At 71.5% G+C, this 15,961-nt stretch carries 14 protein-coding genes; 4 read left to right on the top strand and 10 right to left on the bottom strand.

The genetic code is table 11. The annotated features are described in order from the left end of the window. Nucleotides 1-87: 87 nt before the first annotated feature. The 3 genes from RWS82_RS09985 to RWS82_RS09975 all read right to left on the bottom strand — a co-directional run bounded on the left by RWS82_RS09985 (nt 88) and on the right by RWS82_RS09975 (nt 2,915). The gene (locus RWS82_RS09985) at nt 88-1,458 is read right to left on the bottom strand and encodes an MFS transporter (RefSeq protein ID WP_314649566.1); all 1,371 of its coding nucleotides are present in this window, start codon (nt 1,456-1,458) and stop codon (nt 88-90) included. Between the two features lie 104 nt (nt 1,459-1,562). Further along, nucleotides 1,563-2,639, bottom strand: coding sequence for a YbdK family carboxylate-amine ligase (locus tag RWS82_RS09980; protein ID WP_314649564.1), 1,077 nt, complete (start codon nt 2,637-2,639; stop codon nt 1,563-1,565). Nucleotides 2,640-2,648: 9 nt separating this feature from the next. Then, nucleotides 2,649-2,915: a Rho termination factor N-terminal domain-containing protein gene (locus tag RWS82_RS09975; protein WP_314649561.1), complete on the bottom strand. Its 267-nt coding sequence runs from the start codon at nt 2,913-2,915 to the stop codon at nt 2,649-2,651. A 121-nt stretch (nt 2,916-3,036) separates the two neighbouring features. Here RWS82_RS09975 and RWS82_RS09970 point away from each other — a divergent pair, with 121 nt between their 5' ends. Continuing rightward, complete coding sequence (locus RWS82_RS09970; protein ID WP_314649559.1) at nt 3,037-3,201, top strand: hypothetical protein; 165 nt, start codon at nt 3,037-3,039, stop codon at nt 3,199-3,201. A gap of 80 nt (nt 3,202-3,281) precedes the next feature. On the opposite strand, the gene RWS82_RS09965 is transcribed toward RWS82_RS09970, so the two are convergent. Continuing rightward, nucleotides 3,282-3,476 (bottom strand): CsbD family protein, encoded by a 195-nt coding sequence (locus RWS82_RS09965; RefSeq protein WP_314649557.1) that lies wholly within the window; start codon nt 3,474-3,476, stop codon nt 3,282-3,284. Nucleotides 3,477-3,584: 108 nt separating this feature from the next. Further along, on the bottom strand, nt 3,585-4,475 hold the full coding sequence (locus RWS82_RS09960; RefSeq protein WP_314649555.1) for a LysR family transcriptional regulator: 891 nt from the start codon (nt 4,473-4,475) through the stop codon (nt 3,585-3,587). Nucleotides 4,476-4,608: 133 nt separating this feature from the next. On the opposite strand from RWS82_RS09960, the gene RWS82_RS09955 reads away from it, so the two are divergent. Next, nucleotides 4,609-8,076, top strand: coding sequence for a bifunctional proline dehydrogenase/L-glutamate gamma-semialdehyde dehydrogenase (locus tag RWS82_RS09955; protein WP_314649553.1), 3,468 nt, complete (start codon nt 4,609-4,611; stop codon nt 8,074-8,076). Nucleotides 8,077-8,359: 283 nt separating this feature from the next. After that, nucleotides 8,360-8,845 (top strand): FBP domain-containing protein, encoded by a 486-nt coding sequence (locus RWS82_RS09950; protein ID WP_314649551.1) that lies wholly within the window; start codon nt 8,360-8,362, stop codon nt 8,843-8,845. A 155-nt stretch (nt 8,846-9,000) separates the two neighbouring features. On the opposite strand, the gene RWS82_RS09945 is transcribed toward RWS82_RS09950, so the two are convergent. From RWS82_RS09945 to RWS82_RS09930, 4 genes are read right to left on the bottom strand one after another with little or no spacing between them, the layout of a single operon-like run. Then, nucleotides 9,001-9,837 (bottom strand): PaaX family transcriptional regulator C-terminal domain-containing protein, encoded by an 837-nt coding sequence (locus RWS82_RS09945; RefSeq protein WP_314649549.1) that lies wholly within the window; start codon nt 9,835-9,837, stop codon nt 9,001-9,003. Continuing rightward, the gene (locus RWS82_RS09940) at nt 9,834-11,084 is read right to left on the bottom strand and encodes an aminotransferase class V-fold PLP-dependent enzyme (RefSeq protein ID WP_314649546.1); all 1,251 of its coding nucleotides are present in this window, start codon (nt 11,082-11,084) and stop codon (nt 9,834-9,836) included. The genes RWS82_RS09945 and RWS82_RS09940 overlap by 4 nt, the downstream gene beginning before the upstream one ends. Nucleotide 11,085: 1 nt before the next feature. Continuing rightward, nucleotides 11,086-12,150 (bottom strand): amidohydrolase family protein, encoded by a 1,065-nt coding sequence (locus tag RWS82_RS09935; RefSeq protein ID WP_314649543.1) that lies wholly within the window; start codon nt 12,148-12,150, stop codon nt 11,086-11,088. Continuing rightward, a complete protein-coding gene (locus RWS82_RS09930; protein WP_400190084.1) occupies nt 12,150-13,052 on the bottom strand; it encodes a tryptophan 2,3-dioxygenase in 903 nt (300 codons plus the stop codon). Before RWS82_RS09930 ends, RWS82_RS09935 begins: the two co-directional genes overlap by 1 nt. 94 nt (nt 13,053-13,146) lie before the next feature. On the opposite strand from RWS82_RS09930, the gene RWS82_RS09925 reads away from it, so the two are divergent. Then, complete coding sequence (locus tag RWS82_RS09925; protein ID WP_314649542.1) at nt 13,147-14,640, top strand: glutamate-cysteine ligase family protein; 1,494 nt, start codon at nt 13,147-13,149, stop codon at nt 14,638-14,640. 18 nt (nt 14,641-14,658) lie between these two features. Here RWS82_RS09925 and RWS82_RS09920 read toward each other — a convergent pair whose 3' ends face one another. After that, nucleotides 14,659-15,630: an alpha/beta hydrolase gene (locus RWS82_RS09920; RefSeq protein WP_314649539.1), complete on the bottom strand. Its 972-nt coding sequence runs from the start codon at nt 15,628-15,630 to the stop codon at nt 14,659-14,661. Nucleotides 15,631-15,961: the final 331 nt, after the last annotated feature.

Genomic DNA, 15,961 nt, shown 5'->3' with positions numbered 1-15,961 from the left:
GGCGGGATGTCGCAGCCTCTGGGCTGTATCCCTGCGAGATCGTGCAGATCTGCGGGACCGTGCGGCCCAGGCAGGGGCAGGGGCAGGTCAGGCGGGGGCGGGGGTCTCGGCGGGGTTGCGGCGGATGCCGATCCACGACACGAGCGCTCCGAGCACGAGCAGCGTGGCAGTCACCCAGGCGGCGTTGTGGAAGCCGCCGAGGTCGAGCGATCCGCCGACGATCGTCGAGAGCATCGCGACGACCAGCAGACCCGCGACGCGCGAGACGGCGTTGTTCACGGCCGAGGCGATGCCCGATCGCTCCTGGTCGATCGCCCCGAGGATCGCCGCGGTGAGCGGTGCGACGGTGAGGGCGAGCCCGAGGCCCATCACGATCATCGCCGGCAGCACCTGCCACCAGTAGTCGAAGTCCGTCGACACGGTCAGCAGCATGAGCGCGCCCACCGCCATGATCGCCGGACCCACGGTCATGAAGATGCGCGGACCCCACCGCCCCGCCCAGGCGCCCGCACGCGAGCTGACCAGGATCATCAGCACCGTCATCGGCAGGCTCGCCAGCCCCGCGGCGGTCGCGCTCAGCCCCGCGCCCTGCTGCAGGTACACGCCCACGACGAAACCGTTGAGCGACAGCGCCGCGTAGACGAAGAGGGTGGCGAGGTTGCCCCAGCCGAAGTCGCGCACCCGGAACAGCGACAGCGGCATGAGGGGCGATCCGGAGCCGCGCTGCCGCAGCAGGAACCACGCGAACAGCACCGCGCCGACGACGCCCGGCACCCAGATCACCGGCGACGTCCACCCGTAGTTCGGCTGCTCGATGAGGGCGAAGACCACGGCTCCGAGCCCCGTCGCGCAGAGCGCCCCGCTCCACCAGTCGACGCCGCGTCCGCTCGGACGCTCGTCGAGCCGCAGGCGCGACAGGAGCACGAGGGTGACGGCGATGGGCACCACGTTGATGAGGAAGACGAAGCGCCACGACAGGTAGTCGACGAACACCCCGCCGAGCAGCGGCCCGACGAGCTGTGCGGCGGTGGTGAACGCCGTCCACACGCCGATCGCGCGGGACTGCACGTCCGACCGCATGGTCGCGGTGATGAGGGCGAGCGAACTCGGCACGAGCAGCGCCCCCGCGGCCCCCTGCGCGGCGCGCGCGATGATGAGCACCAGCGGATCGGGGGCCGCGGCGACGGCGACGGATGCGACACCGAACGCGATGAGCCCGACCCGCATCACGAGCACGCGCCCGTAGGCGTCGGAGACGGAACCGGCGAGCAGGATCAGCGCGCTCAGGGTGATGAGGTAGGCGTCGACGACCCACTGCTGGGTGGTGATGCCCCCGCCGAGCTCGCGGCTGATGGCCGGCAGTGCGACGTTGACGACCGTGCCGTCGAGGAACGTCACGAACGAGGCGAGCACCGCGATCGAGATGACCAGACGCTGCGTGCGGGAGAAGGAACTCACAGGCGAACATTACTCCCGGCCACCGACGCCGGGCCCGCAGACCCGGGGCCCGGCCACCGACGCCGAACCCCTCCATCGCCCACGCCGGAGCCCCCGCCCGGGAACTACCCCTCGTGTGCCGCCGTCCCGTCCCGATACAGCGCGCGGAGCCCGGCCAGCCCGCCCTCGGCGTAGGCCCTCTCCTGACGCTGCGCACCCGTGCCGTCGGCTCGGATCCTCGCCAGGTGCTCCGCCACGAACTCGGCATCGCCGTGCTCCTGCAGCACGGGACCCGCGGCGTCGAGCATGCGCTCGGCGATGGCCCAGGCATCCGCGACGCCGTCGCTGGTCGGGTCGACGAGACGGGCGTCCATGCCGTAGCGCGCGGCCATCCAGAGCGACGCGTCGATGCCGTCGATCGTCCCGGGGGCCACCCGCTCGTCGTCGCTCAACACGATCGCCCGGGTGAGCGCGGCGGCGAAGAGCGTGTCGTCGACGTCGAGTTGGGTGTCGCTCACGCGCACCTCGACGGTGGGGTAGCGATCCGAGAGGCGCGCGGCCCAGCCCAGCGACGACGCCTCCGCGATCGCCCCGAGGGCGATGAGCCGGTCGACGTGCGCGTGGTAGTCGGCGATGTCGGTCACCAGCGGCGGGCACCACGACGTCGGCAGGCGACGGATCAGGATGCTCCGCCAACTCGCGTACCCCGAGGGCAGTCCTTCGATGAACGGGCTGTTGCCGGTGAGGGCGGAGAGCACGGGAAGCCATCCGCGCACCCGGTTGAGCGCGCGCACGCGTTCGTCGTCGTCGGTGATCTCGACGTGCACGTGCAGGCCGTTCACCTCGTGGCCGCGCGTGATGTGGGCCAGTTGCGCGGCGACGACGTCGTAGTGCGGCGACGGTGAGATCGAGACGCGACGCGTGGTCGCGAAGGGGGTGCCGGTGGCGGCGATGATCGCACGCTCCGGGGCGGCCTGCGCGCTCATCAATCCGCGGAGCGTGCTCAGCTGAGCGCGCGCCTCGCTCGTGGTGGCGAGGGGATCCGTCACGCACTCGAACTGCGAGGTGAGGAACTCGGCCATCACGCGGCCGCCGCCCGTCGGGCCCTGCAACCGCTGGTGGATGCCGTCGACGACGACGAGGGGAACGAGGGTGTCCTCGTCGAGGAGCACGAACTCCTCTTCGATGCCGAAGCGTGCCACCCGGGTCGCCTAGTGGTTCCGCAGCATCGAGATGAGTTCCGCCTTGCGCTTGCCGCTGTACCCGGTGATGCCGAGTTCCTTGGCGCGCTTGCGCAGCTCGTCGACGGTCCAGTCGTCGTAGTCGCCGCTCTTCCCGCCGCGCGCGCCGACCTTCTTCCGTCCGTCGCGGGCCGCGGCGTTCGAGATGCGCGCGGCCTTCTCCTTCGAGGCTCCGTCGTCGCGGAGCTCCTCGTAGAGCTCGGGGTCCTTCAGTGAGTTGTTACGCCCTCCGGGCATGATCCCTCCTCATGGCATCGTCGAGGTGTCCTCGTCAACCCCCTCTGCTTCGGGCCGTTCCGATCGCTACCTTGACAGTCACAGCAATCGGGGCGCCCGCCTCGGAGAGAAGGGAAGAACGATGAACATCCTCCTCATCATCGTCATCGTCATCGCCGTGATCCTCGCGATCACCGGAGGACTCGTGCAGTCGCTGCAGTTCCTCCTGTGGGTGGGTCTGGTGCTCCTCGCGATCGCCGTCATCGCGTGGCTGATCCGATCGATCAGCGGCAGCCGACGCAGCTAGAGCCGAAAGAGAAGGCCCGCCCGAGTGGCGGGCCTTCTCCATGTCCGGCGCAGCTGCACGAAGAGCGCAGCCCGGCGGGATCAGTGGTCGAACGCATCCTTCACGTTGCGGCCGGCGTCCTTGACGTTCTCGCCCGCCTGCTTGACGGATGCGTCGGTCTGGTCCGCGTGGCCCTCGGCCTCGAGACGGTCGTTGTCGGTGGCCTTGCCCACGCCCTCCTTGACCTTTCCGGCCAGCTTCTCGGCGTTGTTCTTGATGTCGTCGGTGCCGCTCATGGCATCTCCCTTCATCTGTGGGTCGGTGAAATGCCACCCTCGCACCCGCCGTTCGGAAGCGGCGATGGGATTGACAATGCGCGTCACCCGTGACAACCGCGCCGGCCGTCAGCGCGGATCGTGCCGGGCTAGTGCGTCGGCCAGGGCATCGCGCACGGTGACCACCGCGGCGCTGTCGCGCGACGATGAACGGGTCGCGGCGAAGATCTCGCGCACGGGCGACCCCGGCAGGTCGAGCAGTCGCACGCTCGACCGCCCCGCCGTCCACACCAGATCGGGAAGCATCGCGACCGCGTGGCCGGCCGCCACGAGTCGCGCGTGCGAGACGAGGTCCGTGGCCTCGAAGCGCACGTCGGGCTCGAACCCGGCGGCGCGGCACTGCTGCACGGCCCACCGCCGCACGGCCGCCCCCTGCGGCTCGAGCACCCAGGCCCGGTCGTGCAGGTCGGCGAGTCCGCCGGCGCGATCGTCGCGCGGCACTGCGAGCCGGATCGGGTCGCGGCCGAGCAGCGTGCGGTCGACCCCCTCGCTGATCTCGCGCGAGTGCCCCGGGTACTGCTCGGCGACGACCAGGTCGAAGGCGCGGGCCTGCAGCTCGAACAGCGCGATCTCGGGCGGCAGTTCGACCATCTCGAGTCGCAGCCCCGGCATCCGCTCGTCGAGCAGGGTGAGCGCGACCGGCACCAGGGCCTCGGCGGCGGTCGGCATGACGGCGATGCGCACCCGGCTGGGGGCGTGCTGCGACGACGACAGCTCGGCGCGTGCCGACTCGTCGAGCTCGAGCGCGCGGGCGGCGTGATCGGCGAGCAGGCGCCCCTGGGCGGTGAGGCGCACCCGGCGCCCATCGGGTTCGAGCAGGGCGACGCCCGCCTCGCGTTCGAGTTGTGCGAGCTGCTGCGACACGGTCGAGGGGCTGAAGGAGAGGGCCGCGGCGACGTCGGCGATCGTGCCGCGCAGGCGCAGTTCGTGCAGGAGCCGCAGGCGGCGCAGTTCGAACATCCCAACCCTTCCTCAATCGTCGATGCAACCGAACGGTATACATCGTAAACGTTCGCTTTTCATGACGGATGCGGGAGCGCACACTGAGACTCGACGCACGCGCGCGAGCGCGCCCGAACTGCAGAGGATCCCGATGACGCAGACCACTCCCGCCCCGAGCGCTCCCCGCGCCGCGGCCGTTCCCACCGGGCACGACGAGCTCGCCGCCCTCGCCGACGACGCCGTCGCGCTCGTGCAGCGCTGGCTCGTCGAGAGCCGCGAGGTTCCCGCCGACACCGCCGCCAAGCGCCTCGCCGGCGTGCTGAGCGACCCCCACGGGCTCGACTTCACGGTCGGCTTCGTCGACGGCGTCGTGCGCCCCGAAGACCTGAAGGTCGCAGCGGCGAACCTCCGCGACCTCGTGCCGCTGACGCCCGCGTTCCTCCCCGGCGCCCTGCGCGGCCTCATCAAGCTGGGCGGCGCCCTCGCCCCCGCGTTCCCCGGCATCGTCGTGCCGATCAGCCGTCGCGTACTGCGCGGCATGGTGCGCCACCTCATCGTCGACGCGACCGACGCCAAGCTCGGTAAGGCCATCGCGCGCATCAAGGCCACCGACGGCGTGCACCTCAACGTGAACCTGCTCGGCGAGGCCATCCTCGGCGAGGAGGAGGCCGCCCGCCGGCTCGCCGGCACCCGCCGTCTGCTCGAGCGCGACGACGTCGACTACGTCTCGATCAAGGTCTCGTCGACCGTGGCGCCGCACAGCCCGTGGGCCTTCGACGACGCCGTCGCGCACGCGGTCGACGCCCTCGCCCCGCTGTACGCGATCGCCGTGAAGCGCGGCAAGTTCATCAACCTCGACATGGAGGAGTACAAGGACCTCGATCTCACCATCGCGGTCTTCACGACCATCCTGGAGCGTCCCGAGTTCCGCGGACTCGAGGCGGGCATCGTGCTGCAGGCCTACCTGCCGGATGCCCTCGGCGCCATGATCCGCCTGCAGGAGTGGGCGGCGGCCCGCATGGCCGACGGCGGAGCGCCGATCAAGGTGCGCGTCGTGAAGGGCGCGAACCTCCCCATGGAGCGCGTCGACGCCGAGTCGCACGACTGGCCGCTCGCCACCTGGCACAGCAAGGAGGCGTCGGACGCCTCGTACAAGGCCGTGCTCGACTATGCGCTGCATGCCGACCGCATCGGCAACGTGCGCATCGGCATCGCCGGCCACAACCTCTTCGACATCGCCCTCGCCTGGCTCCTCGCGCAGCAGCGCGGCGCCACCGCCGGCATCGAGTTCGAGATGCTGCTCGGCATGGCCTCCGCGCAGGCCGCGGTCGTGCGTCGCACGGTCGGTTCGCTGCTGCTCTACACCCCGGTCGTGCACCCGGCCGAGTTCGACGTCGCGATCGCCTACCTGATCCGTCGCCTCGAAGAGGGAGCATCGACCGACAACTTCATGTCGGCCGTGTTCGACCTCGACACGCACCCCGAGCTGTTCGCCCGCGAGCGCGACCGCTTCCGCGCGTCGATCGCATCCATGCCGACCGAGGTCCCCGGGCCCAACCGCACGCAGGACCGCACGCAGGCGCCCGCCCCGGCTCCCCGCGACGGCTTCGAGAACACCCCCGACACCGACCCGAGCCTCGCTGCGAACCGCGCGTGGGGCGACGGCATCCGCTCGCGCATGCAGGCGTCGGCCCTGGGTGCCGAGACGGTGCGCACGCACACCCTCTCGGATGCCGCGGCCCTCGACGCCGTGATCGACGAGGCCGTGGCCGCGGGCGAGGCCTGGCGCGCGCTGGGCGCGGCGGGTCGCGCCGAGATCCTGCACCGCGCGGGCGACGTGCTCGAGGCGCGCCGCGCCGACCTGCTCGAGGTCATGGGCTCGGAGGCCGGAAAGGTGCTCGAGCAGGGCGACCCCGAGGTCTCAGAGGCGATCGACTTCGCGCACTACTACGCGGAGAGCGCGAAGCGCGCCGAGCAGATCCCCGGCGCGGAGCACCGCCCGGTGGGGCTGACCGTGGTCACCCCGCCGTGGAACTTCCCCGTCGCGATCCCCGCGGGCTCGACGCTCGCCGCCCTCGCCGCCGGGTCGCCGGTGGTCATCAAGCCCGCCGCGCAGGCCGCGCGCTCGGGTGCCGTGATGGTCGAGGCACTGTGGGAGGCGGGTGTGCCCCGCGAGGTGCTGCAGTACGTGCAGCTCGAGGAGCGTCAGCTCGGCACGCAGCTCATCAGCCACCCGGCCGTCGAGCGCGTGATCCTCACCGGCGGGTACGAGACGGCCGAGCTGTTCCGCGGGTTCCGCAACGACCTGCCGCTGCTCGCCGAGACGAGCGGCAAGAACGCCATCATCGTCACCCCGAGCGCCGACCTCGACCTCGCCGCGAAGGACGTCGCCTACTCGGCGTTCGGCCACGCGGGCCAGAAGTGCTCGGCGGCGTCGCTCGTGATCCTCGTCGGAACGGTCGCCGAGAGCGAGCGGTTCCGCCGCCAGCTCGTCGACGCGGTCGGCTCGTACAAGGTCGGTGAGCCGTGGGACGGCTCCAGCCGCATCGGGCCGCTCATCGGACCGGCCGAGGGCAAGCTGCTCCACGCCCTCACGACCCTCGAGTCGGGCGAGAGCTGGGTGCTGAAGCCCGAGAAGCTCGACGACGCCGGACAGTACTGGCGCCCCGGCATCCGCGACGGCGTCGCCGCCGGCAGCCCGTTCCACCTCACGGAGTACTTCGGTCCGGTGCTGGGCATCATGACCGCGAAGACGCTCGACGAGGCCACCGCCCTCGTCAACGCGATCGACTACGGCCTCACCTCGGGGCTGCACTCCCTCGACGAGGACGAGGTCGCGCAGTGGCTCGCCAACGTGCAGGCCGGAAACCTCTACGTCAACCGCGGCACCACCGGCGCGATCGTGCAGCGTCAGCCGTTCGGCGGATGGAAGAAGGCGGCCGTCGGCGCGGGCACGAAGGCCGGCGGCCCGAGCTACCTCATCGGACTCTCGCACTGGGTCGACGCCCCCGTGACGGCGGATGCTCCCGCCGACGCGCTGTCGAAGGCCGCGCTGCGAGCCGCGGGAGACGTCTCCGACGACGAGCGCGCCTGGCTGTCCGGCGCCCTGTCGACCGATGTCGCCGCGTGGAAGGCCGAGTTCGGGGCGGTCGTCGACGCGACGGGCCTCGAGACCGAGCAGAACGCGCTGCGCTACCAGGCGGTCCCGGTCACGGTCCGCATCGAAGACGCCTCGCCGTTGCACGCGGTCCGGGTGCTCGCCGCCGGTCTGCGCACGGGCGCGTCGATCACCGTGAGCACCGCGCGCGAGCTGCCGGCATCCGTCACCTCGTGGCTGCGCGCCGCGGGCGTCACGGTCGCCGTCGAGAACGACACGGTCTGGACGGCTCGTGCCGCCCGCCTCGCGCAGACCGGCGGACGCATCCGCCTCGTCGGCGGCGACCTCGCCGACACCGCCGCCCGCACGGGGGGCTCGCCGGCCGTCGCCGTGTACGGCAACCCGGTGCTCAGCGCCGGACGCATCGAGATGCTGACCTTCCTGCGCGAGCAGGCCGTGTCGATCTCGGCGCACCGGTTCGGCACCCCGCGTCGCTACGAGGTCCCCACGCTGACCGCCTAGCATCCGGCATCCGAAGGCCCGCCCCGTCACGCACGGGGCGGGCCTTCGCGCGTCCCCGCGGGTATAGGCTCTCGGGGTGATGTTCTCGAGGAGCGCCCGGGTGGCGCGGGTAGGAGCCGCAGGCGCGCACCGCGCCGCCGGCAGAGGCTGACGATCGGCCGGAGGCGGATGCCGTCTCCGGAGTTCCGTCGAACCCGGGTCCGTGCGACCCGTCCCCTCCACCCCACCTCGCTTCGTCGCTCCCGTCGGGAGCGCGAGCACTCGAACGAAAGCATCCGACATCATGCGTCCCCTCGACGAGCGCGCCATCCGCGCCTCCTTCCGCAACGCCTCCCGCAAAGAGGTCTCCGACCTGAACCTGCCCGCCGGCTTCGCCGACATCGACCTCGACCGCCTCGATTACCTCGGCTGGGTCGACCCCAAGGCCCCCCGCCGGGCGTACGTCGTCGCCGAGATCGACGGCGCGCCGGTCGGCGTGCTGCTGCAGCGGGCCGAGCAGCGCGTGGTCGCCCGCGCCCAGTGCTCGTGGTGCGAAGACGTCACGCTCCGCAACGACGTGCAGCTGTTCGTCGCCCGCAAGACCGGCCCGGCCGGCCGCAAGGGCGACACCGTCGGCACCCTCGTGTGCGCGAACTTCGGATGCTCGGACAACGTGCGTCGGTTGCCCCCGCTGGCCTATGAGGGCTTCGACCGCGAACTCGCCCGCGACCTGCGCATCGAGCGTCTCCGCGAGCACGTGCGCGGCTTCTTCGCCGGCCTCGACGCCTGACGGTCTGCCCGCCCGGTCGCCCTCCCTCGAGGCCCGCTCACTCCCGGTGAGGGGTCAAGACACGCCGCATCCCGCCCGCCCGACACGGCGTGTCTTGACCCCTCACGGCCAGGTGGGAGCGGGGACGAGGGGAGCGGGAGGGGAGGGAGTGCGGGTCAGCGCGAGGTCACGCGGCGCACATGCGCCATGGCCGGCGCCTCGAGCGTGCCCGACAGCCACTCGAACTCGGCGAAACTGCGGGTGCCCGGCCACTCGGCGGGCAGCATCGACGGCGGCAGGCCGGGGTCGCGGTACGGCAGGGTGCGCCAGCGGTCGATCAGGTGCACGTAGGCGGCGAACGGCTCGGCGGGCAGCGAGGTCAGCGACTCCTGGAACCGGCGGTGCTCGTCGGCCAGGCCATCGAGATCCCACCACGCGGCCGCCGCCTCGGCCGGCGTGCGGTCGGTGACCGGCATTCCCGCCGGGAACAGCGTGACCCACGCCCGGGCGCCGACCTCGTCGACGATCTGCGGCACCTCGTCCTGCAGATGGCCGGGGCAGATCCACAGCGCCGACGACACGGCCCCGGCCCCGATCCACTGCAGGCGGCGGCGCAACTGATGCCGCACGGCCCGCTCGGTCTCGGGGATCGAGAACGACACGAGGCACCAGGTGTCGGCGTCCGCCATCTGCCGCATGGCGAAGATGCGCCGGTCGCCGCGCTGCAACATCGCCAGCGCGGCCGGGTTCAGACGGTAGCCCACGGCGTCACGGCGCTCGGGCAGCAGTAGGTCCTTCTGCTTGAGTCGGGCGATGCCCGTGCGGGCGAGCGCCGGCGCGATGTCGAGGTCGCCTGCGAGGGTCACCAGGTCGGCAGCCGAGATCCATCCACCCAGCGGGCGCAGGAACAGCCCGACGACCGTGCGCAGCAGCGAGGCGGTGCTGCCGGGCCGGGCGTCGATGTCGTCTACGACGGATGCCGCGTCCTCCACGACCGCCACCGGGGCCGTCATGCGCGCAGCGCGTCGCGCACCGCGAGCACGCCGATGACCGTCTCGACGTGCGACGTGCTCAACGGAGACAACCCCAGGCGGATGCCGTCGGGGAACCGGAAGTCGGGGATGACGCCGTCGGCCCACAGTCGCCGGGTGACGTCGCGGAAGTCGGGGTGGCCGATCGTGACGTGCCCTCCGCGCAGTTCGGCGTCGCGGGGGCTGAGCAGACGCACGCCGAGCGGAGCGAGCTCGACGTCGTACGCCCGCACGGCGAGGTCGGTGAGCGAGACCGACTTCTGGCGCACGGCGTCGATCGTCGACTGCTCGATGAGGTCGAGCATCCCCTGCATCGCCAGCATCGAGGTCACCGGAGGGGTGCCGCTGAGCAGCTGGCGGATGTCGCCCGCCGGCACGTACTCCGGTCCCATGGCGAAGATGTCGGCGGCGCTCCACCACCCCTGGATCGGCTGACGAAGCACGCCGTGGTGGCGGCGGTTCAGGTACGCGAAGGCCGGGGAACCGGGCCCGCCGTTGAGGTACTTGTAGGTGCAGCCGACCGCCATGTCGACGCCCCAGTCGTCGAGCTGCATCGGCACGACGCCGGCCGAGTGGCAGAGGTCCCACATCACCAGCGCGCCGACGGCATGCGCGGCCTCGGTGATGGCGCGCATGTCGGCGAGGGCGCCGGAGCGGTAGTCGATGTGACTGAGCGAGACGAGTGCGGTGCGCTCCGAGACGACGGCGGCGACGTCGGCGACCTGCACGCCGTGCACCGGGTCTGGCTCGATCCAGCGCACCGTCAGGCCCGCTTCGGCCGCGACGCCCTCGGTGAGGAACCGGTCGGTGGGGAAGTTGCCCTGTTCCATCACGAGCTCGGTGCGCGTCGGGTCGGCCGCCGCGGCGGCGCGCATCAGCTTGTAGATGAGCACGCTCGTCGAGTCGGCGACGACGGTCTGTCCCGCCGCGGCGCCGAGGGCCACGCGGCCGATCCGGTCGCCGAGCTCCATCGGCAGCGCCATCCACTGCTCGTCCCACGAGCGGATGAGGCGGGTGCCCCAGTCGTCGCGCACGAAGGCTGCGAGTTTCTCGGGCATGTCGCGCAGCGGGCGGCCGAGCGAGTTGCCGTCGAGGTAGGCGCGCACGCCCGGCGCCTCGACGAAGGCGTCGAGGTGGGCGCGCAGCGGGTCGGCGGCGTCGAGCGCACGGGCCTCGTCGAGGAGCGCGGTGGCGGAGTCCTCGGTCGGGACGGCGGCGAGGTCGGTCATGTCACACCTTCAGATCGTCGGGGGAGAGGAGCCGGGCGGCCAGCGGGTCGGCATCGGCGGGGGCTGTGCCCGGCAGCAGGAGCAGTCGCGCGTCGGATGCTCGGGCGTCGCCGGGGGCGAGGGCGCGCAGCAGCGCCGCGCCCGTGACCCCCGCCTCCCGCAGCGCGCCGATCTCGGCGGGGTTCAGGCCCGCCGGGGTGGGGCCGTTGCCCATGTCGGTGCCGTAGCGCACGGTGCCGCCGGCGGCGTGGAAGCGGCGCACGTTGTCGATCACGACGTCGCGGGTCGGCCGGTCGTGGATCGCGAGGGTCGAGATCCACGCCACGGATGCCGCCTGGCGGACGACCTCGGCATCGTCGAGGCGCTCGGTGAACGGGGCGTGCGCGAGGCTCGCGACGCCGAGACCGGCGAGGCGCTGCGCTTCACCGGGCCCCTCGGCGTGGGCGACGACGGGCAGCCCGCGGGCGGCCGCGAGATCGACGATCGCGCGGATGAGCGCATCGCCGAACACCGGCCCGGCAACGGTGTTGCTCGCGACCTTGATTGTGTGCGCTCCGGCATCCGCCATCTCGTCGACCGCGGCGGCCGCCTGCGCGGCATCGATCACCTCGCGCACCGACCCGTCCGGCGCCCATTCGCGGTCGGAGGGGTAGCCGCCGGGCGCGGTGAGGAAGGCGCCGGCGTACTCGATCGTCGGACCGTCGTCGGCGACCTGCAGCACCACCTCAGGACCGACGGCGCTCGGCCCGGGGGTCGCGACCGCCGCGGCCCGGATCGGCTCGCCGGCATCGACCGCATGTCCTGAGTTGTGGCGGGCGGCGAGCCGCGCCACGACCGTCGGGTTCGCGCCGAGGTCGACGACCCGACCGAGTACCGACCGGGCGAGAGGTGCGACGTCGACGAGCTGCAGGTGCACGTGATGGTCGGTGAACCCCGCCGTGATCAGGCCGTCCAGCCGCGGGAGGCTGTCGTCGGGCACGGCGTCGCGCACGCGCATCCGCCCGTCGACGATCTCGACGACGCCGTCGCGCCATTCCTCGCCGTCGAAGAAGGTCGCCGCCCGCATCAGGCGCCGATCTCGGTGCGGACCGTGTAGAGCTCGGGGAAGAACGTCAGGTCGAGTGCGCGCTGCAGGAAGCCGACGCCGCTCGATCCGCCCGTGCCGACCTTCATGCCGATCGTGCGCGAGACGGTCTTGAGGTGCCGGAACCGCCAGAACTGGAAATTGTCCTCCAGGTCGACCAGGTCTTCGCACGCCTCGTACAGGTCCCAGTACCGGCTCGGGTCCTGGTAGATCTCGCGGATCGCGGGCACGAGCTCCGGCGTCTCGCGGTAGGGCAGCCGCACATCGCGGTCGAGGATCTCGGCGGGCACGGGCAGGCCGCGGCGGGCGGCGAAGCGCAGGAACTCGTCGTAGAGGGTGGGCTTGTGCCACTCGGCGGTCAGCAGCGCGTGGTTCGCGGGGTGGTCGCGGAAGACGCCGAGCATCTTCTCGTTCTTGTTGCCGAGGGCGAACTCGACCGCGCGGTACTGCACCGACTGGAATCCCGAGGAGTTGCCCAGCGCGCCGCGGAACTGCGCGTACTCGGTGGGGGTGAGGGTGGCGAGCACCGCCCACTGCTGCGTCATGACGTCTTGGATGCGCTTGACGCGCGCGATGCGCTTGAGCGCCTCGCGCAGGTCGTCGTTGGCGAGCAGGTCGCGGGCCGACGACAGTTCGTGCAACAGCTGCTTGAGCCACAGCTCGGTGGTCTGGTGCTGGATGATGAACAGCATCTCGTCGTGGTGCTCGGGAGAGCTCACCGGTCGCTGCGCGGTGAGCAGCTGGTCGAGCGCGAGGTAGGAGCCGTAGGTCATGCGGCCTTCGAGGTCGGTGACGATGCCGCCCTCGAGTGCGCGCTCATTGCGGGTCGCCGTCGCGGCATCCGCCATCGGGGTCGCGGACGTCGGGCTGCTGTCACTGGTCATGCCCCGAACATATAACGAACGTGCCGGTCGTCACAATGCTGAAACGTCCGCCGGGCGCGGGCCGTGTCCAGCCGCGGGCCGCTAGCGTCGAAGCATGGGCGACAGCATCGAACAGCGCACCTTCACGCGCCAGGACCGCACCCGCTTCCGGGCGAAGACCGAGGTGTGTCTCGACGCGTTGGGCGAGATGCTCGCCGACGGACGGTTCGAGGGCACCGACCCGCAGTTGGGGCTCGAGATCGAGCTGAACCTCGTCGACCCGTCGGGTGACCCGGCGATGGCGAACGAGTCGGCGCTCGAGGCGATCGCCAGCCCCGCCTTCCAGACCGAGCTCGGTCGCTTCAACATCGAGGTGAACGTCGCCCCGCGTCCGATCGGCGGCGGACGGATGCCCGAGCTGGAGACGTCATTGCGCGCCGCCATGAATGCGGCCGACGAGCGGGTGCGGGCGGCGACCGGCAATTCGATCGCGATGATCGGGATGCTGCCGACGCTCGACGAGCACCACTTCACCGAGCGCTGGATCTCGGCCGACCCGCGGTACGGCCTACTCGGACAGCAGGTGCTCGCGGCGCGCGGAGAGGACATCGAGTTGAAGCTCGAGGGTTCCCTGCTGCCCGACGGCGGTCGGGAGCACCTCGACATCGTCACCGACACGATCCTCCCCGAGGCGGCGTGCACGTCGGTGCAGTTGCACCTGCAGGTCGAGCCCGATGCGTTCGCCTCGTACTGGAACGCCGCGCAGGCGATCGCGGGCGTGCAGGTCGCGCTCGCCGCCAACTCCCCCTTCTTCGCCGGCCGGGCGCTCTGGCACGAGACGCGCATCCCGATGTTCGAGCAGGCGACCGACACGCGTTCGCAGGAACTGAAGAACCAGGGCGTGCGGCCGCGCGTGTGGTTCGGGGAGCGCTGGGTGACCTCGATCTTCGACCTGTTCGAGGAGAACTCCCGCTACTTCCCCGCGCTGCTCCCCGCGGTGACCGACGAAGACCCCTTCGCCGAGCTCGCCGAGGGGCGTGCGCCGTCGCTGGCCGAGCTGCGCATGCACAACGGAACCGTGTACCGGTGGAACCGGCCGATCTACGACACGGTCGACGGCACCGCGCACCTCCGGGTCGAGAACCGGGTGCTGCCGGCGGGACCCAGCGTGGTCGACGTGCTCGCCGACACGGCCTTCTACTACGGCCTGGTGCACACGCTCGCCGAGGCCGACCGGCCGCTGTGGACGCAGATGAGCTTCGACGCCGCAGCCGAGAACCTGCACGCGGGTGCCCGCGACGGCATCGACGGCCGACTGTACTGGCCGGAGGTCGGCTGGGTGAGCCCGCGTGAGCTGGTGCTGCGCCGGCTGCTGCCGATGGCCGCCGAAGGACTCGATGCCTACGGCGTCGACCCCGCCGCGCGCGACCGCTACCTCGGCATCATCGAGCAGCGCTGCGCGACGGGTCGCAACGGTGCGGTGTGGCAGCGCGAGAACGTGTTCGCTCGCGAGCGTGCCGGCGAGTCGCGGTCGCAGGCGCTGCACGGCATGCTGCAGGACTACCTGGTGCGGGCCGAAGACGGCAGCCCCGTGCACAGCTGGGACTGAGCCGCGCGCTCCGCCCGTTCAGCGGGTGTGCGTGCGCAGGAACTCGAGCGTCCGACGCAGGGCTTCGCGCGCGTCGGGGAGGTCGAGGTGGAACTGGTACTCGTGGGGGAGTGCCGGTTCGTGGTCGTCCGGCCAGAACAGCGTGGTCGTGTCGACCCCGAGTTCCGCGAGGCGCGCGGCGAGGGGACGGGACTGCACGCGGGTGAGCCCGTCGCCGTTGCCTCCGGAGAGGAAGGTCGGGGGGAAGTCGGCCGTCACCCGGTCGATCGTCGACATCGTCGCGCCGCTGTCGTCGTCGGCCCAGTCCCTCGTGCCGGAGTACGCCCACATCGCCGAGCGGAATCCCCAGCCGATGATCCCCCGCACATGCGAGAGGGCGGCGAGATCGTAGACACCGCAGTTCAGCACGACCCCGACGAGCTGGTCGACATGCAGGGGAGGCGTGATGCCCATCTCCTGCGCGTACGCGGGGTGCGTGATCAACGCGGCGAGCTGGCTCGCGAGCTGCGCCCCCGCCGAGTCGCCGGCGAGCACGATCCGGCGGCGGTCGACCCCGAACTCCTCGGCGCGGTCGTCGATCACGCGCAGTGCCTCGACGAGTTGGTGCACGGCGAGCGGGTATGCGCCCTCGGGTCCCCGCGTGTAGTTGAGACCGATCGCGGCGAAACCTTCGGAGGCGAGGATGCGCAGGTAGGGGGCGACGTCCTCCTTCGAACCGGAGATCCAGGCGCCGCCATGGATCCAGACGACGGTGGGGAGGGGGCCGGTGGCGGATGCCGGGGCGAACACGTCGAGAGTCGTCGAGCGCCCCCGCCTTCCATAGGGGACCCCGCGGCGCTCGTGAAGACGTATGGAGGGAACGTGCCGCGCCATCTCGTCGATCGTCGCGCGTGCGTCGCGCGTGAAGACGGCGCGGATGATCATGGCGGCCGGCCAGCTCGCGATGCGTCCGAGCAGGCGGCGGCGGGGGCGGGGTGCGGGGGCGGTCATGCGGTCTCCTCTTCCGGCCACCAGTGTGCCAGCGACCCCTGCGGTGGCACGCGACACGCCCGGGCGACGGGCGTGATTTGCCGGACCCCGGGATCCCGCGTAAGTTATTACCTGTTCGCCCCAAACGGTTGAGCGGAGGTCCTCGGACCGGCTCCCGTCAAGTAACGAACACCTCCCAAAACCACGAAGACTCGTCAGGGTCATCCGGTTGCGGGAACTGCCTTGTTCTCTCGAGCAGGTCGCGAAAACAGCGATTTGACAACGGGAACGAGATCAGTAAGATAGAGAAGTTGCCCTTCGGGCCTGGTTGTGATGACTGGGTCGGGGGAGC

This window comes from uncultured Microbacterium sp. (assembly GCF_963528945.1).
In the GTDB taxonomy this organism is placed as follows: Bacteria; Actinomycetota; Actinomycetes; order Actinomycetales; family Microbacteriaceae; genus Microbacterium.
This window is presented reverse-complemented; position numbering and strand designations above follow the sequence as displayed.

Excerpts from the sequence above, each read along its gene's own strand:
- RWS82_RS09935 (WP_314649543.1), bottom strand. The coding sequence starts at position 12,150 with ATGCGGGCGGCGACCTTCTTCGACGGCGAGGAATGGCGCGACGGCGTC.
- RWS82_RS09955 (WP_314649553.1), top strand. The coding sequence starts at position 4,609 with ATGACGCAGACCACTCCCGCCCCGAGCGCTCCCCGCGCCGCGGCCGTT.
- RWS82_RS09960 (WP_314649555.1), bottom strand. The coding sequence starts at position 4,475 with ATGTTCGAACTGCGCCGCCTGCGGCTCCTGCACGAACTGCGCCTGCGC.
- RWS82_RS09920 (WP_314649539.1), bottom strand. The coding sequence starts at position 15,630 with ATGACCGCCCCCGCACCCCGCCCCCGCCGCCGCCTGCTCGGACGCATC.
- RWS82_RS09950 (WP_314649551.1), top strand. The coding sequence starts at position 8,360 with ATGCGTCCCCTCGACGAGCGCGCCATCCGCGCCTCCTTCCGCAACGCC.
- RWS82_RS09970 (WP_314649559.1), top strand. The coding sequence starts at position 3,037 with ATGAACATCCTCCTCATCATCGTCATCGTCATCGCCGTGATCCTCGCG.
- RWS82_RS09930 (WP_400190084.1), bottom strand. The coding sequence starts at position 13,052 with ATGACCAGTGACAGCAGCCCGACGTCCGCGACCCCGATGGCGGATGCC.
- RWS82_RS09965 (WP_314649557.1), bottom strand. The coding sequence starts at position 3,476 with ATGAGCGGCACCGACGACATCAAGAACAACGCCGAGAAGCTGGCCGGA.
- RWS82_RS09945 (WP_314649549.1), bottom strand. The coding sequence starts at position 9,837 with ATGACGGCCCCGGTGGCGGTCGTGGAGGACGCGGCATCCGTCGTAGAC.
- RWS82_RS09925 (WP_314649542.1), top strand. The coding sequence starts at position 13,147 with ATGGGCGACAGCATCGAACAGCGCACCTTCACGCGCCAGGACCGCACC.
- RWS82_RS09975 (WP_314649561.1), bottom strand. The coding sequence starts at position 2,915 with ATGCCCGGAGGGCGTAACAACTCACTGAAGGACCCCGAGCTCTACGAG.
- RWS82_RS09940 (WP_314649546.1), bottom strand. The coding sequence starts at position 11,084 with ATGACCGACCTCGCCGCCGTCCCGACCGAGGACTCCGCCACCGCGCTC.